The organism is Serinicoccus hydrothermalis (assembly GCF_001685415.1).
Lineage (GTDB): Bacteria > Actinomycetota > Actinomycetes > Actinomycetales > Dermatophilaceae > Ornithinicoccus > Ornithinicoccus hydrothermalis.
In genome coordinates this window covers 1,964,542-1,987,306 of the sequence record NZ_CP014989.1, presented here as the reverse complement: position 1 = coordinate 1,987,306, position 22,765 = coordinate 1,964,542, and the positions used below count along the sequence as shown (strand labels likewise).

Below are 22,765 nucleotides of genomic sequence, written 5' to 3'. Positions count from 1 at the left end.
TCAGCCTCCCGGGGGAGGCCCGCCCTGCCCGCCCGGGACTCCCTGACCGCCGGGTCCGCCCTGCCCACCGCCGCCGGCCCCGCCGGACTGGGGCGCGGTGGTCGTGTCGATGGGCACGGTGAGGCGCACGACATACCCCGCGGTCGTGTCGCCCGAGACGGTCGCGAGCTGGTGCACCGCGCCGTCGTCGCCGAAGACGTTGTCGGTGGCGAGCGTGAGCCGGCCGAGGTTGGCGCTGGACCCTTCGTAACCGCTGGTGGCGTAGACCGTCTCCGACATGCCCTGCGGCAGCGCGACCTGCGAGGTGCTGACGGCGTTGGTCGAGTCGGTGATGCTCGCCTCGTCCGGGTAGACCTCGAAGTGGATGTGCGGCCACCGGCCGGCGTAACAGCCGGGCACGATGCTCGTGAAGCGCACCAGCCCGTCGCCGTCGCTGACCTGGACACCGCGCAGGAAGTTCTCGTCCTCGACGCCGGAGGAGTACATCGAGTAGAGCCCGCTGTCGGTGCAGTGCCAGACGTAGACCGCGGCACCGGTCATCGGTCCACCGCCGGCCGCGATGTCGAGCAGGGTCAGCTCCAGCGTCATGGGTATGCCCGTGGCCGTGCCCCCGGCGGAGTCACCGAAGCTGCTGGTCAGGTCCGAGCGGACCACCCCGCTCTGCTCCAGCACGTCGGCGCCGTTGGAGCCGTCGCCGGGGTAGGGGCCCGCGGTCTCGTCGGGGATCTCGGTGAGGTCGGCGCTGCTGGTCGCGGCCGCGTCGTCCGCGGTGGTCGCCGCCGCCGAGGTCGTGCTCGAGGAGGCCGCGGTCGAGCCGCTGCTGGCCGGGGCGCAGGCGGCCAGCGTGCCGGCCGCACCGAGCCCGAGCAGGCCCAGCGCGCGGCGGCGGCTGAGCAGCGTGCCGACGTCGAAGGCCAGGCCCTGGTCCTCGAGGTCGTCGTCGGGGCGCGGCAGGGCGCGCCCCTCGTAGGTGCGTGGCTGGGTCCTGGGTGTCACGGCGCTCTCCTCGGTGTGGGTGGCGTCCACGCTAGGGACGTCTCGTAGCACCCACCCATGCTCGACCTGTGAGCCTGCTGTGGACCCGCGACGCGCGCCCGGGTGACATGCGACCTACGCTTGTCCTCTGGGATTCACCGACCGCAAGGGAGCTCAGATGACCGACGTGGTCCAGGACCTGGTCGTGCTCGTGGACGACGACGGGCACCCGGTCGGCACGGCCCCCCGGCCAGATGTGCACACGACCTCGACGCCCCGGCACCGCGCCTTCTCGCTCTACCTCTTCGACGACCAGGGTCGGGTGCTGCTCACCCGGCGGGCGCTGTCCAAGCGGACCTGGCCGGGCGTGTGGACCAACGCCTGCTGCGGCCACCCCCGACCGGACGAGCCGGACGGCGCCGCGGTGCGCCGGCGGCTGCAGGAGGAGCTGGGCGTCGACGTCACCGACCTGCAGCTGGCGCTGCCCACCTTCGCCTACCGCGCGACCGACGCGAGCGGGATCGTCGAGAACGAGGTGTGCCCCGTCTTCGCCGGTCGGGTGAGCGGCGAGCTGTCGCCCGACCCGGCCGAGGTGGCCGAGCACCTCTGGGTGCCCTGGGACGACCTCGTCGCCGGTGTCCGCTCCGTCCCGGGTGTCTACAGCCCCTGGGCCGTCGAGCAGGTCACGCTGCTGGAGTCCGAGCGGCTGCGGCTCCCGCTGCGGCCGGAGCCCTCGTCCGAGCCTGCGGTGGGTGGTGCCGAGCCCCGGGCCACGCTGGACCGGGTCGAGTCGCTCATCGGGGCCGAGTGCTCGTGGACCGACCAGATGTGGTCGACCCTCGCCCCGAGCGGACCGGTCGACCTCATCGCCGACGAGCCGGGCGACCTGCCCAGCTGGCTGCGGACGGTGCTGACCAACGGCGGCAAGCGGCTCCGACCGCGCATGGGGCACTGGGGCTTCGTCGCCGCCGGGGGACGGATCGGCTCGCAGTGCCACGACGACCTCGTGCGCGTCGCCGCGGCCCTGGAGATGTTGCACGCCTTCGCGCTCATCCACGACGACGTCATGGACCAGTCGTCCACCCGTCGGGGTGCGCCCGCCGCGCACGTCGTCGCGGCCCGCCGGCACCGGGAGGGCGGCGGCCAGGGACGCGCCGAGCGCTTCGGCGAGAACATCGCGATCCTGCTGGGTGACCTGGCGCACTCGCTCGCCGACCGCCTGGTCAACCCGCTGCCGAGCACGATGCGCGACTACTGGTACGAGCTCAACCTCGAGCTCATCGCCGGCCAGCGGGGCGACCTCACCGGCTCGGCCGCCGGGCGGCGCGACCTCGCGCACGCCGAGGCGGTGGCCGCCCTGAAGTCGGGGGCCTACACGATCGAGCGGCCGCTGCAGCTGGGCTCGCTGGCCGCGATCGCCGACGGCGAGCAGCGCGAGGCGCTCGCCCGCTACGGCGCCCACCTCGGGCGCGCCTTCGCCTGGCGCGACGACATCCTCGGGGTCTGGGGCGAGCCGGAGCGCACCGGCAAGCCCAGCGGCGACGACCTGCGCGAGGGCAAGACCACCCTCATCTGGGTGCTCGGCGCCGAGCGGCTGACCGGCCCGGCCGCCGTCGCGATGGCCCGGGTCGGCACGCCGCAGGCCCGCCCGGAGGACGTCGGCGTGCTCCAGGAGGCGCTGGAGGCGGCCGGGGTCCGGGAGGACCTCGAGCGCCGTATCCGCGAGGAGGTCGACGCCGCCGAGGCGGCGCTGCGGGCCGAGGTGCTCACCGAGGAGGGCATCGCCGGCCTCCGGGACGAGGCGCGGGCGATCGCCTGGCGGGACGCATGAGCCACGTCGTCGTCGTGGGCGCCGGCCTCGCCGGCCTCGCCGCGGCCTGCCACCTCGTCGGGGACGGGCACCGGGTCACCGTCGTCGAGCGCGAGCAGGTCCCGGGCGGCCGCGCCGGCAGGCTGACCCAGGACGGCTTCACCTTCGACACCGGGCCGACCGTGCTGACGATGCCGGACCTCATCGACCGGCCGCTGCGGGCCGCGGGGTCCAGCCTCGCGCAGCGGCTCGACCTGCAGCTGCTGGACCCGGCATACCGCGGCTTCTTCGCCGACGGCTCCACGCTCGACGTGCGCCACGGGCACGCGGCGATGCGCGAGGAGATCCACCGCGAGTGCGGCAGCGTGGACGCCGCCGCCTTCGACGAGTTCGTGGGCTGGCTGCGGCGGCTCTACCTCGCCGAGATGCCGCACTTCATCGACCGCAACTTCGACCGGCCCACCGACCTGCTCGCGCGGCCCCGCGCCGCGGCGCAGCTGCTGGGGATGGGCGGCTTCGGGCGGCTCGGGCCGATGATCCGGCGCCGCTTCACCGACGAGCGGCTGCACCGGCTCTTCTCCTTCCAGGCGATGTATGCCGGGCTCGCCCCGGACGACGCCCTCGCCATCTACGCCGTCATCACCTACATGGACTCCATCGAGGGGGTCTTCTTCCCGCGCGGGGGTATGCGTGCGGTCCCGGAGGCGCTCGCGGGCGCGGCCGCCGACGCCGGGGCGCAGTTCCGCTACGGCACCTCGGTGACCGACCTGCTGCGCGACTTCTCCGGCCGGGTGCGGGGTGTCGCCACCGACGACGGCGAGCACGTCGCCGCCGACGCGGTCGTGGCCACGGTGGACCTGCCCACCGCCTACCGCTGGTGGCTGCCCGACGTGCGACCGCCGCGGGCCGTGAGCGGCCTGCTCGGGGGGCGCTACTCGCCCTCCTGCGTCGTCTGGCACCTGGGCGTCAAGGGGGTCCCGGAGGGCAAGGTGCACCACAACATCCACTTCGGGCACGAGTGGGCCGGGGCCTTCGAGGACCTGCTGAAGAAGGGCACCCTCATGGGCGACCCCTCCCGGCTCGTGACCGTCCACTCGCTGGACGACGAGGAGGCCGCGCCCGAGGGGCACAGCACGCTCTACGTCCTGGAGCCGGTGCCCAACCTCGAGGTGGGGCGGGTGGACTGGGAGGCGCAGCGCGGGCCGATGCGCGAGCGGCTCCTGACCTTCCTCGACGCTGCGGGCTACCCCACCGACGTCGTCACCGAGCAGCTCGTCACGCCGAACGACTGGCAGGCCCAGGGGATGGCCGCCGGCACGCCCTTCGCGCTGGCCCACACCTTCCCCCAGACCGGGCCCTTCCGCCCGGGCAACGTCGACCGCCGCGTGCCCGGGCTCGTCTTCGCCGGCTCCGGCACGGTGCCGGGGGTCGGGGTGCCGATGGTGCTGCCCTCCGGCCGGCTCGCCGCCGAGCGGGTGCGCCAGCTCGTCGGCTGACGCCGTCGGCGGTGGGTCCGGGGACGGGTCAGCGCCCGAGCCGCAGTCCCTGCCACGGGGCACCCAGCGTCGCCCGCACCAGCTCGGCCCGCCCCCGGGCCGGCATCCGGGCGAACATCTGCCACATCGCGCCCACGAGCGCGAGGGCGTCGCTGTCGCGCGACATGAAGGCGCGCTGCTGCTGCGGCTCCAGCTGCCCGAAGGCCTCGAAGAGCTCCAGCGTCCCACCCGTGTCCAGCCGCAGCAGGGCCCGCAGCCCGAGCTCGCGCACCAGGTCGGACCCACCGACCGAGTCCACCTTGAGGGGCACGTCACCCCGTGCGAGCTGCTCGGCCAGCGAGCGGCCCCGGGACAGGGAGTGCGCCACCGAGTAGCCGGTGACCAGGTGCCCACCCCGCCCTGCCACGCCGAGGGCCAGGGCGCCCTCCGGTGCAGGGGCGTCCCGGCCGCGCATCGGGATCCGCACCACCTCGCGCCCCTCGACGTCGTCGAGGTCGGACCCGGCGACGCCCCGGGCGCGCAGCCGGCGGTGCAGCCGGTCGCGGAGCTGGTCCACGGGCATACCGGGGGCGGCGGCCAGGCAGGTCTCCTCGAGCAGGACCCGGCCCTCGCCGAGCGGGATGGCGTAGAGGAAGGTCGGGGCCCCGGTCGGGTCTGGGTCGGCCGACCAGTCGGTGCGCCAGTCCATGAGGAGTCCCTCGGCCCCGCCGAGCGCGGGCGCGGCCACCGCGGCGTCGACGACGATGCCGTAGGCGGTCTGCGCGGCGGCCGGGTCGTCCGGGGCGGCGCCGGAGGGACGGGCCCCGCGGGCGTCGACCACGACCCGCGCCCGGGCACCCAGCGCGGCGACCTCACCGTCGTCGAGCCGCGCGCGCTCGACCTCCACCCCGTCCAGGGGCAGGGCGCGCTGCAGCGCGGCGTTGTCCAGGACGACGTAGGCCCGGTGCAGCCGGTGCCGGTGCCGGGACCACAGCTCGGGCTGCGCGACGCGGTGGCGCACGACCTCCGGCGGGAGGTCGGTCAGCTCGTCCTCCCAGACGCCGTAGGTCGGCCGCCAGACCGCCTCGGGTCGGGGGTCCAGGGCGAGCACGTCGAGCCCCGTCGCCACGCAGCGCGACGCCAGCGCGCGCCCGGCCGGCCCCAGGCCGACGATCGCCACGTCGTGCACCGCTTCACCTCCGCCCCGACCCTAGCCGCAGGCTAGGCTTCCGCCATGGCGCGACGGGGCACGACGGCTGCTGACCCGCTGCTCGCGCAGGGCTACGCGGAGTGCGAGGCGCTGACCCGGCGCCACGGCACGACCTACTACTGGGGCGCCCGTCTGCTGCCGCCGGAGCAGCGGGTCGACGTCTACGCCGTGTATGCCCTGTGCCGCCTGGCCGACGACATCGTCGACGAGCCGGAGACGGTGCAGGTCCCGGTGCCCGCCGACCCGGACCCGGGGGTGCGGCTGCGCGGGTTCGAGGAGCTGTTCACCCGGGCGCTGGAGCAGGGCGGCTCGTCGGACCCGGTCATGGCCGCCGTGGTCGACAGCCTGCGCCGCCGGGGCACCGACCCCGAGTGCTTCGACCGCTTCTTCCGCGCCATGGAGCTCGACCTGACCCGGGAGACGTGGGCGACGTGGGAGGAGCTGCGCGGCGGATACATGGAGGGCTCGGCCGCGGTCATCGGCGAGATGATGCTGCCGGTCCTCGAGCCGAGCACACCGGCGGCGAAGGACCCTGCGCGCTCCCTCGGGCTGGCCTTCCAGCTCACCAACTTCCTGCGCGACGTGGGCGAGGACCTCGACCGGGGCCGGGTCTACCTCCCCCAGGAGGACCTGGACCGGCACGGCGCCGACCCGCACGAGCGGCGGGTGACCCCGCAGTGGCGGGCGATGATGGCCGAGCAGGTCGCGCGCAACCGGGCGCTCTACGCCGACGCCTCGCGCGGGGTGGCCATGCTGCCACCGCCCGGCGCCCGGTGCGTGGCCACGGCGCTGCGCATGTACTCGCTCATCCTGAACCGGATCGAGGCGGCCGACTACGACGTCTTCACCGCCCGCCGCCGGGTGCGCCGGCATACCAAGGTGGCGATCGTGGCGGATGTGCTGGCGCGCGGGCCGCTGCGGCGGCTCCCCGGCCCGGTGTGGGCGTGAGCGCGATGCGTCTTCCCTCCGGTATGCCGCACCCGCACCTCGTCGTGCTGCGCTCGCTCGCGACGCTGGCGCTGAGCGCCGTCGTCGCCCAGGCCGGGTGGGCGGCGGCCTTCCTGGGCGGCCAGGGGCAGTACCTCGGCTACCACCGGGTCGGAGCGTGGGTGACCACGGCCGTCGTGGTCGGGACGGCGGTCGGCTACCTCGTGCTGCGCCGGTCCGCCGGCCCGGTCAACGTGGCGCTGGCCCTCGTGCTGGCGGTCGCCGTGGTCGTGCAGGTCACCCTGGGGCGCGGGGGAGCGGTCTCGGCGCACGTCTTCCTCGGGGTGCTCATCGCCATGGTGGCGACCGCGCTGACGTCGTGGACCTACCGGCACGTCCTGCCGTCGTCCGAGGGCGGGGCGGACAGCACGAGCCCGCGCAGCCAGTAGCCCTCGATGAGGTGGTCCCAGCCCAGCTCGGGCTCCCGGACGACCCGCGGCCGGTGCGCGAGCAGGCGCACGAGCAGCGCGTCCGTCTCCAGCAGCGCGAGCGGTTGGCCGGGGCACTTGTGCTCGCCGTCGCCGAAGGCCAGCCCCGCGCCGCCCGTGCCGCGGGGCATCTCCCGCCCGGGGCACAGGTCGAGGGGGTCGGGGCCGACGGCGTCGGGGTCGGTGTTGGTGGCCCGGACGCAGACGTCGACGAGGTCCCCCGCCGGGATCGTCCAGGACTCCTGGCCGTCGTGGATCTCGACCGGCTCCTGCACCCGCCGGTAGAGGTGGCCCACCACCGGCTCGAGCCGGATGACCTCCTCGAGCAGCGCGAGCCGCTCGGGCTGCTCGGCGGCGAGGTAGGTCTCCAGCAGGTCCGGATCCCCCAGCAGGTGCCACGCGGCCATGACGATGAACTCGCGGGTGGTCACCATCCCGGCGGTCCCGTAGGTGACGCACTCGACGAGGATGCTCGTCCGGCTGTAGCCCTCGGCCAGCAGGTGGCTGACGATGTCCGTGCGCGGCGCACGTCGCCGTGCCCGGATCGCGGGGCGCACGTCGGACCACCAGAAGCGCAGCACCGGCCACAGCCCGTTGCGGGCGGCCCGGGCCCAGTCGCGGCGCGAGCGCCCCAGGTCGGTCCGGGTGATGTCGAAGGGCGGTTGGTCGAAGAAGCTCACCAGGCGCCGCGCCATCGCCGGGACGGGCGACTCGGTCAGCCCGACGAGCTGGGCCGTCACCTCCACGGTGTAGTGCAGCGCGGCGTCGTCCAGCCGGACCTCGCCGCGGTCCAGGAAGTCCTCGACCAGCCGGTCGGCGCAGTCCTCCATCGTCGCGCCGTAGCGGTCGGCGACCACCGCGGGCGCCAGGAAGCGCGCGACCTTGCGGCGCTGGTCGTCGTGCCGGGGGCCGTCGGAGACGAGGATCGGGTGGTGCTCGAGCCGGCCCTGCGGGATCGCCTCGGCGGTGAACCCGGCCTGGGTCGTGCGGTGCCGGGCGCGCAGCAGCTCGCGGGCCGGCTCGAGGGCGCGCAGCCGCCACAGGGTGCTCACCCCGGTCCGGCCGCCGGAGTCGACCCGCTCGACCCGCGGGCAGGTCGCCTCGTCGGGGCGGTGCGCGCGCCGGTCGCCGGGGCCCTCGCTCACGCCACCGTCCGCCCCGGTCGGCGCCGCAGCACCCCCTGCAGCGGCACGGTCCAGACGTCCTCGCCCCGGACACCCCACCCGGAGAGCAGCTCGCCCGCGGCCAGCACCCCGGTCACCGCCGCACGCTCCATGAGCGCGATGGGCCACTCGGTGCGCAGCCCGTCGCCGGCCAGGACCAGCCCGGGGTAGGGGGTGTCGACGGTGAGGCGGTCCCGCCAGGGGCCGGTGCCGACCAGCCCGCAGTCGTCCTCGACGAGCAGCTCCTCGTGCAGCACCGCCGCGTCCGCGGTCTCGGGGTAGACCTCGTGCAGGGAGGCGACCAGGCGGTCCCGGACGAGCTGCTCGTCCAGCCCGCCGCGACCCGCACCGGCGAGGGTGTCGTCGCGGGCCGGGTCGACGGCATACCCGTGCAGCTCGACGACCGAGCCCGCGTGCTCGCGCGCCCAGGTCGCCGCGCCCCGCTCGAAGCGCTCCAGCACCGTGATGTTGTCGAGCAGGTCGTAGCCGCTCGTCCCGAGGAAGGCCTCGCGGGCGTCCTCGACCCGGCGGTCCAACCACAGCCGCAGCACCGCGAAGGGCGGCGCGTTGCGGCCGGCGGCGACCCGCTCGTGCCAGGACCGGGTCGCTCCGTCCGTCGCGTCCGCCGCCCACGACTCCACCAGGGCACGGGTCGCGCGCGGGTCGGTCGCGAGCACGACGGCGTCGGCGGTATGCCGCTCGCCCGCCACCTCGATGCTCCAGCCGCCCTCCGGTCGCGGTTCCAGCGCGTCGACCCGGGTCCCGGTCCGCACCTGCGCGCCGTGCTGCTCGAGGTAGCGGCCCAGGGGGGCCCAGAGCGCGGTGTCGTAGTCGTCGTCGGGGACGTCGAAGAGCAGGCCCTCGGAGGAGCCGGTGAAGTAGGTGTGGAACATCCCGACGAGCTCGCCGGCGCCGAAGTCCGAGGGGTGCGCGAAGAAGGACCGCGCGAAGACCTCCAGCGCGAGGTGTCGGGCGCCCTCGGGGAAGCGCAGCCGGTCCAGGAAGTCGGCCGCGGACTCACCGTCGTAGCGCTCGTGGCTCTCGGGGTAGGAGGTGCTGATGAGCTCCAGGGCGCTCGGCAGGTGCACCGAGGCCAGCCCGGTCACCGGGAAGGTCGGGCTGCGCAGCACGAAGGCCGCCAGGTTGGCCGGCGGCGAGGTCGGCAACGCCGCGAAGCTGTCGGTGAGCCCGTCCCCGCGGCGCAGCGGGTAGTCGGGGACCGGCACCAGCCGCTCGCCCCGAGGGTCCACCCGGCGCAGCAGCGCGCGCAGCGTGTAGTACTGCCGGAAGAAGGCGTGGAAGCCGCGGGACATGGTCCTGCCGTCGCCGAGCGGCCAGGACCGGACCCGGCCGCCGAGGCTGTCCTGCGCCTCGACCAGCGTGACCCGGGTGCCGCGTTCGGCGAGGACGACCGCGGCGGCGATCCCGGCGATCCCGCCTCCCACGACGACCACGTGTCGCTCCCCGTCCAGCCGCGCGGCCCCCGGTGCGGCGGGGTGCAGCACGGCGCGGCGGTCCCGCCCCGGCACGAGGGTGCGGCGCGCCCTGCTCACGCCGTGACCTCCCGCGACGGGCGCCGGGCCAGCAGGGTGTGCAGGATCCCGCGCTGCCAGCCGCCGGCGCTGCTCCAGGAGACGTCGACGAAGCCGGCCCGCCGGACCCGGTCCTCCAGGACGTCCGTGCTGTCGTTGTCGAGGACGCTGCGCCACAGGTAGCGGTAGATGGCCGGGTGACCGCGGGTGACCGTGGCCAGCGGGGTGACGACGCCGCGGCATACCGCGGTCCAGGTCCGCTCCGCGCGGGCGTCACCCGCCACGTGGTAGTCCTGCAGCGTGATCCAGCCGCCGGGGCGCACCTGGTCGTGGATCGCGCGCAGGACGCCGTCCCGCTGCTCCTGCGGCACGTTGCGCAGCAGGTATGCCGCGAAGGCCCCGTCCGCGGGGCGCCCGAGCTGCGTCGCGGCGACCTCGGGCAGGTCCTGCGCGGTCGCGTGCACGAAGTCGACCCCGCCGGGCCAGTCCTTGGCCCGGGCCTGGTCGAGCATCCCGGCCGAGGCGTCGAGGCCGACGAGACGGACCTGCGGGCCGGTGGCCCGGAGCAGCGCGCGGGTCGAGAGCCCGGAGCCGCAGCCCAGGTCCCAGAGCGTGAGGGGTGACCCGGCCCCGTCCGTGGGCGTGTGCGCCGGGACCTCGAGGCGGGAGACCAGCTGGGAGGCGGCCCGCCGCAGGGCGCGGTGGTAGCCGGGGTTGAGCCGGGTCAGCAGGTCGTAGCGGGGGGCCGCCTTGTCGAAGGCCTCGTCGAGCTGCTCGGCCTCGGTGGTCCGGGCGGAGGGGGAGGTGGTGTCGGGGCCGGTCGGCGGGGAGAGCTCGTCGCGTCGGTGCACGGCACCAGCGTAGGTGAGGACCATCCCGGCCAGGACGGGACAGATGTCATGGGGCGCCGGAGCCGGCGCGCCCTAGCGTGACCGGCATGACCGATCCCGTGCTCCGTGTGGAGGGACTGCGACGCTGCTTCGGCACGCACGTCGCGGTCGACGACGTCAGCCTGCAGATCGCCCCCGGCGAGACGCTGGGGCTCCTCGGGCCGAACGGCGCGGGCAAGACGACGACCATCTCGATGATCGTCGGGCTGCTCGCCCCCGACGCCGGCTCGGTCCACGTCGCGGGCGTGAGCATGGCCGAGCACCCGATCCGGGCGAAGCGGAGCATCGGGCTGGTGCCCCAGGACCTGGCCATCTACCCCGAGCTGTCCGCCCGCGACAACCTCCTGTACTTCGGGCGCCTGCAGGGGCTGTCCGGGGCGCACCTCAAGGAGCGGGTGGCCACGGTGCTCGAGGTCGTCGGTCTGACCGACCGGACCAAGGGCGCGAGCAAGACCTTCTCCGGCGGCATGAAGAGACGGCTCAACATCGCGATCGGGCTGCTGCACGAGCCGGCGCTGCTCGTGCTGGACGAGCCGACCGTCGGGGTTGACCCGCAGTCGCGGCACGCGATCCTCACCTCGGTGGAGCAGCTGTCGACGGAGGGGATGGCCGTGCTCTACACCACGCACTACATGGAGGAGGCCGAGCGCCTCTGCGACCGGATCGCGATCGTCGACGACGGGGCGGTCCGGGCCGAGGGCACGCGGGAGCAGCTGGTCGACCTCGTCGGGGGGAGCGACACCGTCGCCCTGACGGGCGGCGGCGAGCTCGCGGCCGCGGCCCGTGCCCTGGGGGCGCTGCCCGTCGTCGAGCAGGTGCACGAGAGCCCGACGGCGCTGCGGCTCGTGGTCCGTCGCGAGCCGGGCGCCATCAGCGAGATCGTCGCGGCGAGCGCCGAGGCGGGCATGGTGCTGTCCGACATCGAGATCACCCGGCCCGACCTCGAGTCGGTCTTCCTGCACCTCACCGGCAAGGCCCTGAGGGACTGACGATGGGCCGGCTCCTCGTCATGGTCGCGGGGGACCTGCGCCAGCAGGTCCTCGACAAGTCCTTCTTCATCTTCGGCCTCGCGGTCCCGCTGGCCCTCATGTGGGTCTTCTCCCTCATCTTCACCCCGCTGGCCGAGGAGCTGGAGCCGATCACGGTCGCCGTGAGCGCCCCGGACGGGGACGACCTCGCGGCGGTCGTGCCGTCCACCCTCGCGGAGATCGACCCCGCCCAGCTCGACGTGACCGTGCGGGACGTGGACCCTGCGGCGGCGCCCCGGCTGGTGGCGGACGGCGAGGTCGGCGCGGCCGTGGTGCTGCCGGACGGTTTCGCGCAGGACCTCCAGGAGGGGCGACGGCCCGAGGTCGTGGTGCACCGCCCCTCCGGCTCGGGGCTGGAGGCCGACGTCGTCACCAGCGTCGTCGGCGGGGTGCTGGACCAGCTGACCGCCAGCACGCGGTCGGCGCGGGCGGTGGACGCCCTGGGTGGTGACCCGCAGCAGCTGCAGCAGGAGCTGCAGGAGACGAGCGGCCCCGCGGTGGCCTGGACCCCCGGCCGCACGGCGGACGAGCAGCTCAGCCCGGGCGGGTCGATCGTCGCCGGGCAGGCCGGCTTCTTCCTCCTCTTCACCGTGGGGTTCGGGGTGCTCGGGATCGTCGTGGAACGGGAGTGGGGCACCCTCGCGCGCGTGCTGTCGACGCCGATCCCCGCCTGGTGGGTGCCCCTGTCGAAGGGGGTGTCGAGCTGGGTCCTCGGCGTGGTGGCCACGCTGGCCCTGCTGACCGCTGGCTCCGTGCTGCTCGACGACGTCGACCTCGGCCGCCCCGGCCCCGTGGCGGTGCTCGTCCTCGCCGTGGTCGCCGCGGCCACCTCGATCAGCTTCGTCATCGTCGGGCTGGCCCGCACCGCGGAGCAGGCCGGCATCGCGCAGACGATCGTCGCGATCACCCTCGGGATGAGCGGCGGGGCCTTCTTCCGGGTGCCCTCCACCGGCACCCTGGGGCAGGTGCTCCAGCTCAACCCGGTCGCGGCGCTGGGGCGCGGCCTCGGCATCACCGCGGGTGGCGGCGGGGTGGCCGCACTCGGCCCGACCCTGCTCACGCTGCTGGCCTTCACCCTGGTCATGCTCCTGCTCGCACGCTTCCTGCCCGGTCGGAGGGAGCTGGTATGACCCGGGTGCTCACGATCCCCGCGGTGGAGCTGCGCCGCTTCTTCGCCGACCGCTCCAACCTCTTCTTCGTCTTCATCTTCCCGCTGGCCATGGTGGCCGTCATCGGGTGGCAGTTCGGCGGCGGCGAGAGCCGCAGCGGCGCGGTCGCGGTGCACGCCGACGAGAGCCCGCTGCGGACCGCGCTCGTCGACGGCTGGCAGGACGCCGACCTGGAGGTGACGCTGCTCGACGACGCGGACGAGGTGCGCACGCAGGTGGCGGCCGGTGACGTCGAGGTCGGCGTGCTCGTCCCCGCCGCCGCGGCGAGCGCCTACGACGCCGGCGACCCGCTCGGGCTGGAGATCGTCCAGGGAACCTCCTCGAGCAGCCCGGCCGTCGCCGAGGTGGTGCGGGCGCAGGCGGAGACCGTGGCCGTCGAGGCAGCGCAGGTCGCGCTCGTCTCCCGGTTCGCGGACCGCGCGGAGGCGCAGGACGCCCTGCAGGCCGCGACCCGTGACCTGCCCGGTCCACGGCTGCTGGTGCAGGAGCCGGACGACCCGGTGGCGCAGGCCTTCGCGGGCGCCGGGCGCTTCGGGACCGGCGCGACCGCCCAGCTGCTGCTCTTCGTCTTCCTCAGCTCGCTCAGCGCCTCGGCCACCCTCATCAAGGCCCGCCGCGACGGTGTCATCCGCCGGACGCTGAGCGCCCCCGTCACCCGGCTCGAGGTGGTCACCGGCCTGGCCGCCGGACGGGTGGCGATCGCTCTGGCGCAGGGTGGCTACATCATCGTGGCCAGCTCGCTGCTCTTCGGGGTCGACTGGGGGAACCTGTGGTCGACGCTGCTCGTCCTGCTGGTCTTCGCCGTGGTCGCGGCGGGAGCGGCGATCATCATCGGCGTGCTCGTCGACGCCGAGGGGGCGGCGAGCGGTCTGTCGGTCGGGGCCGGCCTGGTCATCGGCGCCATCGGGGGGTGCATGGTGCCCCTGGAGCTCTACCCGGACCGCCTGCGCGCCGTCGCCCACCTCACGCCGCACGCCTGGGCCTACGACGCGCTCGCCGACATCCAGCGGCGCGGGGCAGGGGTGCTCGACGTGCTCCCCGAGCTCGGGGTGCTGCTCGCGATGGCGATCGCCATGCTCGGCGTGGCCGGGCTGCTCCTGCGGCGCAGCCTCGCCCGGGCCATGTGAGCGCATACCGCTGCGCGGTGCGGGTGCCGCACTGTAGGGTGAGCCTGCGCCACGGACGATCGTGAGGGGTCCGTCCGCCGGGCAGCGGCCGTGTGGGGCAAAGGCGCTGATCATCGACGAGAGGGACCACCATGTCCACCAGGCACCGCCACATCACCACGATCGCGCTCTCGGGCCTGCTGCTGGGCGGTCTTGCCGCCTGCGGCGGCGAGGACGAGCCCGCGGCGACGGAGACCGAGAGCGCCCCGGAGGAGACCTCGGCCGAAGATACCTCTGCCCCGGAGGAGACCACGGAGGAGATGACCGAGGAGGAGACCTCCGAGGACTCCGGGGACGCCTCGGGCGTGCCGGCCTTCGAGGAGCTGTGGCCCACCGTCATCGACAACGCCAGCAACGCCGAGTCGATGACCGCGACCATCGTCGGCTCCGACGGCGAGATGACGATCGACGCCACCCTCACCGGCCAGCTCGACGACTCCAACTTCCAGGTGGACGCCACGATCGACGACGGCACCGTCTCGATCATCGCGGTCGACGAGACCTACTACCTCAACGGCGACGAGGCCTTCTGGACGATGGCGGGCGGCGAGGCCCAGGCGGGCACCCTCGCCGGGCAGTACATCGAGGTGCCGCCGGAGATGGGCATCGGCGAGACCTTCTCGCTGTCCAGCCTGTGGGAGGAGTTCTTCGCCGAGGTTCCCACCGACGCCTCGGACATGCAGACCTCGACCGCCGAGATGGGCGACGTCGACGGCACCGAGGCCTACCACTACGTCATCGAGGACGAGAACGCCGAGGTCTGGGTCTCCGCCGACGGCGAGGACAACCTGCTCCGCGTCCTCATCCCGGGTGAGTCCGGCGAGGACGACGACCTCGAGATGAACATCACCGACTGGAACGACGCCCCGCAGGTCGAGGCCCCCGAGGACGCCGTGCCGATCGAGGAGGTCATGGGCGGCTCCGAGGGCTGAGGCCCACGGGTCACTCCCGGCCCTGACGTCAGGGTCTCGCAGGGCAAACGTCCGGGCCCCCGACATACCTCCCGGCCCGGGCCACGGCATACCTTCCTGCCTGCTCACCTCTCGCCCCTTGCCCGGAATTCGACCTCTCCTTTGTTCGCCATGGCGCGCAAAGCAGTAGTCGAATTCGGGCAGAGCGCGGGACGGCAGGAATTCGACCTCTCGTTTGCCTGCCATGGCGAACAAACCAACAGTCGAATTCCGGGGGTATGCCGGGCCGGCCAAGGGGTATGCCGGGCCGGCCGCGGAGGTCAGGGGTTCGCCGGGCTGAGGTCCAGGTCCTCGCCCGAGACCGCGGCCCCGCTGAACTGCGCGGCGTGCAGACGGGCATACGGTCCGCCCGCGTCGAGCAGCTCCTCGTGGGTGCCCTGCTCGACGATCCGGCCCGCCTCCATGACGAGGATGAGGTCGGCGTCCCGGATCGTGGAGAGCCGGTGCGCGATGACGAAGCTGGTGCGGTGCTCACGCAGCCGGGCCATCGCCTCCTGGATGAGCAGCTCGGTGCGGGTGTCGACCGAGCTGGTCGCCTCGTCGAGGATGAGCAGCGAGGGCTGGGAGATGACGGCGCGGGCGATGGTGAGCAGCTGCTTCTCCCCGACGGAGACGGCCGCGGCGTCGTCGTTGAGCACGGTGTCGTAGCCCTCGGGCAGGTGCTGCACGAAGCGGTCCACGAAGGCGGCCTCGGCGGCGGAGCGGACCTCCTCCTCGGTGGCGCCGGGTCGTCCGTAGGCGATGTTGTCCCGGATGGTGCCCTCGAAGAGCCAGGTGTCCTGCAGCACCATCCCGACCCGCGAGCGCAGGTCGGCCCGGGTCATCGTCGTGATGTCCTGCCCGTCGAGCGTGATCCGGCCGGAGTCCAGCTCGTAGAACCGCAGGATGAGGTTGACCAGCGTGGTCTTGCCGGCGCCGGTGGGTCCGACGATGGCCACCGTCTGGCCCGGCTCGGCGACGAGCGACAGGTCCTCGATGAGCGGCTCGCTGCCGTAGGAGAAGCTCACGTCCTCGAAGGCGATCCGGCCCCCGTGGTCGCGCGCCGGGGAGCCGGACTCCTCCGGGTCGGGCACCTGCCGGTCGGCGTCCAGCAGCTCGAAGGTGCGCTCGGCCGAGGCGACGCCGGACTGGAGCAGGTTGGCCATGGAGGCCACCTGGGTCACCGGCTGGGTGAACTGGCGGGAGTACTGGATGAAGGCCTGCACGCTGCCGAGCGAGAGGGTGCCCGACGTGACCCGCAGCGCACCGACGACGGCGACGAGGACATACCCGAGGTTGCCGATGAGGAACATCGCCGGCATGATCACGCCGCTCATGAACTGCGCCCGCCAGGTGACGTCGTAGAGCTGGTCGTTGATCTCCCGCATGCGCTCGGTGACCTGCTCGCGGCGTCCGAAGACGGTCACCAGCTCGTGCCCGGTGTAGGCCTCCTCGATCTGCCCGTTGAGCGTCCCGGTATGCGCCCACTGGGCCTTGAAGAGCCGCTGGCTGCGCCGGGCGATGAGGATCGTGACGACGATGGAGAGCGGGACCGTGAGCACCGCGATGAGGGTCAGCATCGGCGAGATCCACAGCATCATCGCGAGGATCGCCACCACGGTCACCAGGGCGTTGAGCAGCTGGCCGAAGGTCTGCTGCAGCGTCTGCTGCAGGTTGTCGAGGTCGTTGGTCACCCGGGAGAGGATCTCGCCGCGCGGCTGGGCGTCGAAGTAGGCCAGCGGCAGCTCGTGCAGCTGGTCCTCGGCGTCGGCGCGCAGGTCCCGGACGGTGCGCATGGAGATCCGGTTGACGAGCCGGGTGGAGACCCACATGAGGACGCCCGAGGCGACGTAGAGCACGATGACGACCGCGATCGTGCGGCCGACCGCGCCGAAGTCGATCCCCTGCCCCGGCACGAGGAAGGGGGTGCCCTCGATGAGGTCGGCCTGCGTGTCCTGCCCCTGCGCCCGTAGGCCGGAGACGATCTGGTCCACGTCGGCGCCTTCGGGGAGGCGTGACCCGAGGAAGCCGGCGAAGACGTAGTCGGTCGCCCGGCCGAGCACACGCGGTCCGAGGACGCTGAGGATCACGGCGACCAGGGTGAGCAGGACCGCCAGCCCGATGAGCAGTCGGTAGGGCGCGAGCCGGCCCACCAGTCGCCGCGCCGAGGCCCCGAAGTTGCTGGCCCGCTCCACGGGCACCGCGGCGCCGTGCCCTCCCGCCGGTCCGCGCCGGGGCGTCGAGCTCGACGGACGTTCGTCCTGGCGCTCGCTCATACCGCCGCCCCCTGCTCCTGCGAGCGGGCGATCTCGGCATACGTCGAGCAGTCCTCGAGGAGCTCGGTATGCCTGCCCACGCCCACGATCCGACCCTGGTCGAGCACGACGATCTGGTCGGCGTCGACGATTGTGGAGACCCGCTGCGCCACGACGATGACCGTCGCGTCGCGGATGTGCGGGCGCAGGGCGCGCCGCAGCCGGGCGTCGGTGGCGACGTCGAGGGCCGAGAAGGAGTCGTCGAAGAGGTAGACCCGGGGCCGGGCCACGAGCGCCCGGGCGATGCACAGCCGCTGCCGCTGCCCCCCGGAGACGTTGCCGCCCCCCTGCGCGATGGGGTGCTCGAGCCCCAGCTCGGTCGCGCCCACGAAGTCGTCGGCCTGCGCCACCCGCAGGGCCTCCCACAGCTCGTCGTCGGTGGCGTCGGGGCGCCCGAAGCGCAGGTTGCTGGCGACCGTGCCGGAGAAGAGGTAGGGCCGCTGCGGGACGAGGCCGACCATCGACCACAGCTCCTCCGGCGCGAGGTCGCGCACGTCGACGCCGTCGAGCAGGACGGCCCCGCCCGTGACGTCCGCGAGTCGCGGCACGAGGCGCAGCAGGGTGGTCTTGCCCGAGCCGGTGGCACCGACGATCGCGGTGGTGGTGCCGGGCCGGGCCACGAGGTCGATGTCGCACAGGACGGGCGCGTCGGCGCCGGGGTAGGCATACCTGACGTCCCGCATCGTGACCTCGCCGGGCGCCCGGCCGGAGGGTGAGCGGGGCTCGTCCGGGGTGACGAGCGTCGTGCCGGTCCCGAGCACCGCCTCGATGCGCTCGGCCGAGACGGTGGCGCGCGGGATCATCGTCGCCACCATCGTCGCCATCATGATCGACATGAGGATCTGGATGAGATAGCTGATGTATGCGGTGAGCGCCCCGACCTCCATGTCGCCGGTGTCGACGCGGTGGGCGCCGAACCAGATGACGCCGACGGTGGACAGGTTCATCAACAGCATGACGAAGGGGAACATCAGCGCCATGAGGTCGCCCAGGCGCAGCCCGATGCCGGTCAGCTCGGTGTTGGTGGCGGCGAAACGGTCGCGCTCCTGCGGCTCGCGGGTGAAGGCGCGGATGACGCGTATGCCGGTGATCTGCTCGCGCATGACCCGGTTGACCGCGTCGAGCTGGCGCTGGTTGGCGCGGAAGAGCGGCACCATGCGACGGATGATGAGGCCCATCCCGAGGAGCAGGACCGTGACCGCGACGGCGATGAGCGGGGAGAGGCCGACGTCCTGCCGGACGGCCATGACGACACCACCGACGGCGGTGATCGGTGCCGCGACGAGCATGACCAGGGACATGAACGTCACCTGCTGGACCTGCTGCACGTCGTTGGTGCTGCGCGTGATGAGGGACGGGGCGCCGAACTCGCCGAGCTCGCGCGAGGAGAAGCTCAGGACGTGCTCGAAGAGCCCGGCCCGGGTGTCCCGCCCGACGCCCATCGCGGTGCGCGCGGCGGCCCAGGTCGCCCCGATCTGCGCGAGCGCCTGCACCGCGCTGACGCCGAGCATGATCGCCCCGACCCGCCAGATGTAGGGCAGGTCGGTCTGCACGATCCCCTGGTCGATGATGTCCGCGTTGAGGGCCGGCAGGTAGAGGCTGGCGGCCGTCGCGAGGAGCTGGAGGAGCATGACCGCGACGACCAGGGGCAGGTAGGGACGCAGCTGGCGCCGCAGGAGTCGGACGAGCACCTCTTGATTGTGCACCCTCACGCAGGGAGAGGCTCCAGATCGCGGACGTCTCAGGAATGGTAAGGAGCATCGCTGCAGTTCAGAGGCGGTTGACGCGAGGGCAGGTAACCCTACGCCGTGACCTGATCGTGACCCGATCGTGACGCGATCCCGGGTGCAGACGGCGCCATCGAGCCTAGGGTCGAGAGTGGTCCACGACACCCCTGTGCGGCCGCCACCATCGAAGGAGATCATTCGTGAGCAGTGCATGGCCCGGGGGACGTCCCCGCCGCACCCTCTCCGCGATCGCCGTCCTGTCGCTGACCGGTGCCGTGCTGGCACCGCTGTCGGCGGCCGCGGACGACGACGCCCTCGTCGCGCCGGGTTCACCGGCTCCGGAGAGCAAGATCCAGACCGTCCAGGGCTCCGGGACGCAGGTCGTCCCCGGTGCCTACTTCGTCCAGCTCGCCGGCCCGAGCACGGTCCTGGGCGGGTCGATGGACTCCATCGAGTCCCAGCGTGACCGCTTCCTCGCCGACGTCGCCGACGCCGGGGTCGAGCTGGAGGTGCGCTCGGAGTTCGGCAGCCTGTGGAACGGCCTGTCCGTGAGCGCCGAGGAGGACTCGCTGCCCCAGCTGGCCTCCTCGGACGCGGTCGAGGCCATCTTCCCCGTCGGCGTCGTGGACGCGCCGGAGGAGCCGGAGGGCACCCAGGTCGACCCGGAGCTGTTCACCGCCATCAGCATGACCGGGGCCGACATCGTCCAGAGCGAGCTCGGCTACGACGGCACCGGCGTCAAGGTCGGCATCATCGACACCGGTATCGACTACGACCACCCCGACTTCGGGGGCAACGGCAGCCCGGACAGCACGACCTTCCCGACGGAGCGGGTGGCCTTCGGCTACGACTTCGTCGGTGACGACTACAACGCGGACCCGTCGGCGGGCGAGGCATACCAGCCCAAGCCGTTCCCCGACGAGGACCCGGACGACTGCCAGGGCCACGGCACGCACGTCGCCGGCATCACCGGCGCCAGCGGCGAGGTGACGGGCGTGGCGCCCGGCGTGACGCTGGGCGCATACCGCGTCTTCGGCTGCGAGGGGTCGACCGACAGCGACATCATGCTCCACGCCATGGAGCAGACCCTGGCCGACGACATGGACGTGGTGAACCTCTCCATCGGCTCGGCCTTCTCGGCGTGGAAGGAGTACCCGACCGCGCAGGCCACCGACGCGCTCGCCCGCGAGGGCGTCATCGTCGTCGCCTCGATCGGCAACTCCGGTGCCAACGGCCTGCACTCCGTCGGCGCCCCCGGCGTCGGCGAGGACACCATCGGTGTCGGCTCGGTCGACAACACGTTCTACGACGCCATTGTCTTCGTCGACGAGGAGGGCAACGACGTCCCCTTCTCCGTCGGATCCCCGGCCCCCGTGCCGCCGACCTCCGGCGAGGACACCCTGGTGGCCGTCCACGAGCCCGGGACCACCGAGGCGCAGGCCTGCGGCGCCGACCCCTTCACCGCGGAGGAGCAGGCCGTCATCGAGGGCAACTGGGTGTTGATCCAGCGCGGCACCTGCAGCTTCTACGAGAAGGCCCGTAACGGCCAGGCCGCCGGAGCGGCCGGTGTCATGCTCTACAACAACGTCGCGGGCACCATCAACCCCAGCGTGGCAGGGGACCCGCCCATCGAGGTCCCCGTCGTCATGGTCGGTCAGGCCGACGGTGAGCGGCTGGCGGCGGACGCGCTGGCGACCGACGGCCACACGGTGACCTGGACCGGCGAGGAGGCTTCGGTCCCCAACCCCAACGGTGGGCTCATCAGCTCGTTCAGCTCCATCGGCACGATGGCCGACACGACCTTCAAGCCGGACCTGACAGCGCCGGGTGGTCTGATCTACTCCACCTACCCGCTGGAGACCCAGCCCTACGCCACGCTCTCGGGCACGTCGATGGCCGCCCCGCACGTCGCGGGCGCCGCCGCCCTCATGCTCGAGGCGGACCCCGACCTGGGCGTCGAGGAGGCCAAGCTCAGGCTGCAGAACAGCTCGATCCAGCTGCCCTTCAACGGCGCGCCGGACGTCGGCCTGGAGATCGTGCACCGACAGGGCACGGGCATGATCCAGATCGACGACTCGATCCTGGCGCAGACCACGATCGAACCCGGTCTGGTGCAGCTCGGCCAGCAGCTCTCCGGTGAGAGCAGCACCCAGTCGGTGACAGTGACCAACACCAGCGACACCGAGCAGGTCTACGCCGTCGAGCACATCCCGGCCGTGGCCACGTCCGGCACGGCGAATGTGTTCGGCTACTACCTGGCGCCGGCCGAGGTCGAGGTCGCGTCCAGCGTCACCGTGCCCGCGGGCGGCAGCGTGGAGGTCCCCATGACCATCACCTCGCCGGCGGTCGAGGGCGAGATGGGCCCGATCTTCGGCGGCTACGTCACCTTCACCAGCGGTGAGGGCGAGGAGGCCGACACCTACACGGTGGCCTACGGCGGCCAGGCGGCCGACCTGCAGGAGACCGAGGTGCTGGCCGACCAGATCGACGCGGACGGCAACGTCACCCAGGAGATGCCCGCCATGGGCGTCGTCGCCGAGTGCGGCCTGTTCCTCGGCTACGAGTGCGTGGAGGAGGGCGGCACCTACTCCTACGTCGACGAGGGCTACGTCTACTCGATGGAGCAGGACGACGCCCCGCAGGTCCTCGTCCACTTCGAGCACCAGGCCCGTCGGATGGAGTGGGAGGTCTTCGCGGCCGCGGACGACGGCAGCAAGGGTGAGTCCGTGGGCACCGTCGCCGAGCTCGACTACCTCGCCCGCTCGGCCACCCGCAACGGCTTCAGCGCCTACCCCTGGGACGGCATGATGCTGGACGAGAACGGCGCGAAGGTGCGGGTGCCGGACGGCGACTACATCCTCGAGCTGACCGTCACCAAGGCGAAGGCGTGGAACGACGACCGCGAGGCGCAGACCGAGACCTGGGACAGCCCGGTCTTCGGGATCGCCTTCGAGGGGTCCGACTACGGCAACGAGGACCGCGCGAGCGTCGAGCGCACCCTGGGTCAGGACCGGTACTCCACCGCGTCCGAGCTGGCCGTCGAGGCCTTCCCGCAGGGTGCCGAGACGGTCTACGTCGCCAGCGGTCAGGCCTTCCCCGACGCGCTCGCCGGCGGTGCGCTGGCGGGCTCGGTGGAGGCTCCGGTCCTGCTCACCCAGCCGGACGCGCTGCCGGACGCGACCCGTATGGCGCTGCAGCAGCTCGGCCCGGACAGCATCGTCGTCCTCGGTGGCGACGGTGCGGTCGACGACGACGTCGTGACCGCGCTGGGCGAGTATGCCGAGACGGAGCGGCTCGCCGGGTCGAACCGGTACGAGACCGCGGTCCAGGTCAGCCAGTCGCACGCGGAGAACGCCGACGTCGTCTTCCTCGCCAGCGGCAGGGACTACCCGGACGCCCTCGCGGCGGCCGCGGCGGCCGGCATGGAGGACGCCTCGGTCCTGCTCACGCGGCCCGACCTGCTGCCGGGTGCCACCTCCGAGGAGCTGGCCCGCCTCTCGCCGGAGACGGTCTACGTCATCGGTGGCGACGCGGCGGTCTCCGACGACGTCGCGGGCGCCGCCGGTGCCAGCGCCGGTGAGGTCGTCCGCCTCGGCGGCACCAACCGCTACGGCACGGCGGCCGCGGTCGCCGGCGAGTTCTTCCCGACCCCGGGACCGGGCGCCTTCCTGGCGACCGGTACGGAGTTCCCGGACGCCCTCGCGGCGGCCCCGGTGGCGGCGATGAACAACATGGCGGTCCTGCTCACCAAGCCGGAGATGCTGCCCGCCGACACGGTCGAGGCCATGACGCAGATGCGCGCCCAGCTCGTGCACATCGTCGGCGGCTACGGCGCGGTGAGCCTCGAGGTCCAGGAGACCCTGGAGGCCGTCGTCTACCCGTGAGGTCACCGACCTGACGGAGTGACACCGACAGGCCCCCGGGACGCGCCAGGCAGCGC

The 22,765-nt window shown here is 73.3% G+C and carries 16 protein-coding genes; 9 read left to right on the top strand and 7 right to left on the bottom strand.

The window, feature by feature from the left end; all coding sequences use genetic code 11:
• Positions 1–996: an intradiol ring-cleavage dioxygenase gene (locus tag SGUI_RS09160; protein ID WP_066643131.1), complete on the bottom strand. Its 996-nt coding sequence runs from the start codon at positions 994–996 to the stop codon at positions 1–3.
• Positions 997–1,153: 157 nt separating this feature from the next.
• On the opposite strand from SGUI_RS09160, the gene idi reads away from it, so the two are divergent.
• A complete protein-coding gene (gene idi, locus SGUI_RS09155) occupies positions 1,154–2,806 on the top strand; it encodes an isopentenyl-diphosphate Delta-isomerase (RefSeq protein ID WP_066639090.1) in 1,653 nt (550 codons plus the stop codon).
• Positions 2,803–4,281 (top strand): phytoene desaturase family protein, encoded by a 1,479-nt coding sequence (crtI, locus tag SGUI_RS09150; RefSeq protein ID WP_066639089.1) that lies wholly within the window; start codon positions 2,803–2,805, stop codon positions 4,279–4,281. Before idi ends, crtI begins: the two co-directional genes overlap by 4 nt.
• Positions 4,282–4,309: 28 nt before the next feature.
• On the opposite strand, the gene SGUI_RS09145 is transcribed toward crtI, so the two are convergent.
• Positions 4,310–5,449, bottom strand: coding sequence for a lycopene cyclase family protein (locus SGUI_RS09145; RefSeq protein WP_066639088.1), 1,140 nt, complete (start codon positions 5,447–5,449; stop codon positions 4,310–4,312).
• Positions 5,450–5,494: 45 nt separating this feature from the next.
• Here SGUI_RS09145 and SGUI_RS09140 point away from each other — a divergent pair, with 45 nt between their 5' ends.
• Positions 5,495–6,418 carry a phytoene/squalene synthase family protein gene (locus SGUI_RS09140; protein WP_066639087.1) on the top strand — a complete coding sequence of 308 codons (924 nt, stop codon included), beginning with the start codon at positions 5,495–5,497 and terminating at the stop codon, positions 6,416–6,418.
• Positions 6,415–6,846 (top strand): hypothetical protein, encoded by a 432-nt coding sequence (locus SGUI_RS09135; RefSeq protein WP_157621792.1) that lies wholly within the window; start codon positions 6,415–6,417, stop codon positions 6,844–6,846. Before SGUI_RS09140 ends, SGUI_RS09135 begins: the two co-directional genes overlap by 4 nt.
• Here SGUI_RS09135 and SGUI_RS09130 read toward each other — a convergent pair.
• The 3 genes from SGUI_RS09130 to SGUI_RS09120 are packed head-to-tail and all read right to left on the bottom strand — an operon-like array spanning position 6,783 to position 10,431.
• Positions 6,783–8,030 carry a cytochrome P450 gene (locus SGUI_RS09130; protein WP_083190593.1) on the bottom strand — a complete coding sequence of 416 codons (1,248 nt, stop codon included), beginning with the start codon at positions 8,028–8,030 and terminating at the stop codon, positions 6,783–6,785. The two genes, SGUI_RS09135 and SGUI_RS09130, sit on opposite strands and share 64 nt — an antisense overlap.
• Positions 8,027–9,601 (bottom strand): FAD-dependent oxidoreductase, encoded by a 1,575-nt coding sequence (locus tag SGUI_RS09125; protein WP_066639078.1) that lies wholly within the window; start codon positions 9,599–9,601, stop codon positions 8,027–8,029. The genes SGUI_RS09130 and SGUI_RS09125 overlap by 4 nt, the downstream gene beginning before the upstream one ends.
• Positions 9,598–10,431, bottom strand: coding sequence for a methyltransferase domain-containing protein (locus SGUI_RS09120; RefSeq protein WP_237141313.1), 834 nt, complete (start codon positions 10,429–10,431; stop codon positions 9,598–9,600). Before SGUI_RS09120 ends, SGUI_RS09125 begins: the two co-directional genes overlap by 4 nt.
• An 86-nt stretch (positions 10,432–10,517) precedes the next feature.
• Here SGUI_RS09120 and SGUI_RS09115 point away from each other — a divergent pair, with 86 nt between their 5' ends.
• From SGUI_RS09115 to SGUI_RS09100, 4 genes are all read left to right on the top strand, one after another.
• On the top strand, positions 10,518–11,459 hold the full coding sequence (locus SGUI_RS09115) for an ABC transporter ATP-binding protein (protein WP_066643103.1): 942 nt from the start codon (positions 10,518–10,520) through the stop codon (positions 11,457–11,459).
• 2 nt (positions 11,460–11,461) lie between these two features.
• Positions 11,462–12,628 carry an ABC transporter permease gene (locus tag SGUI_RS09110; RefSeq protein ID WP_083190591.1) on the top strand — a complete coding sequence of 389 codons (1,167 nt, stop codon included), beginning with the start codon at positions 11,462–11,464 and terminating at the stop codon, positions 12,626–12,628.
• Positions 12,625–13,794, top strand: coding sequence for an ABC transporter permease (locus SGUI_RS09105; protein ID WP_066639075.1), 1,170 nt, complete (start codon positions 12,625–12,627; stop codon positions 13,792–13,794). The genes SGUI_RS09110 and SGUI_RS09105 overlap by 4 nt, the downstream gene beginning before the upstream one ends.
• A 131-nt stretch (positions 13,795–13,925) precedes the next feature.
• Positions 13,926–14,765: a hypothetical protein gene (locus tag SGUI_RS09100; protein ID WP_066639074.1), complete on the top strand. Its 840-nt coding sequence runs from the start codon at positions 13,926–13,928 to the stop codon at positions 14,763–14,765.
• Positions 14,766–15,064: 299 nt separating this feature from the next.
• On the opposite strand, the gene SGUI_RS09095 is transcribed toward SGUI_RS09100, so the two are convergent.
• Both SGUI_RS09095 and SGUI_RS09090 read right to left on the bottom strand, forming a co-directional pair.
• Entirely contained in the window at positions 15,065–17,059 is a 1,995-nt protein-coding gene (locus tag SGUI_RS09095; RefSeq protein ID WP_066639073.1) for an ABC transporter ATP-binding protein, read from the bottom strand.
• Complete coding sequence (locus tag SGUI_RS09090; protein WP_066639066.1) at positions 17,056–18,789, bottom strand: ABC transporter ATP-binding protein; 1,734 nt, start codon at positions 18,787–18,789, stop codon at positions 17,056–17,058. Before SGUI_RS09090 ends, SGUI_RS09095 begins: the two co-directional genes overlap by 4 nt.
• A 236-nt stretch (positions 18,790–19,025) precedes the next feature.
• On the opposite strand from SGUI_RS09090, the gene SGUI_RS18305 reads away from it, so the two are divergent.
• The gene (locus SGUI_RS18305; protein WP_066639064.1) at positions 19,026–22,709 is read left to right on the top strand and encodes a cell wall-binding repeat-containing protein; all 3,684 of its coding nucleotides are present in this window, start codon (positions 19,026–19,028) and stop codon (positions 22,707–22,709) included.
• Positions 22,710–22,765: the final 56 nt, after the last annotated feature.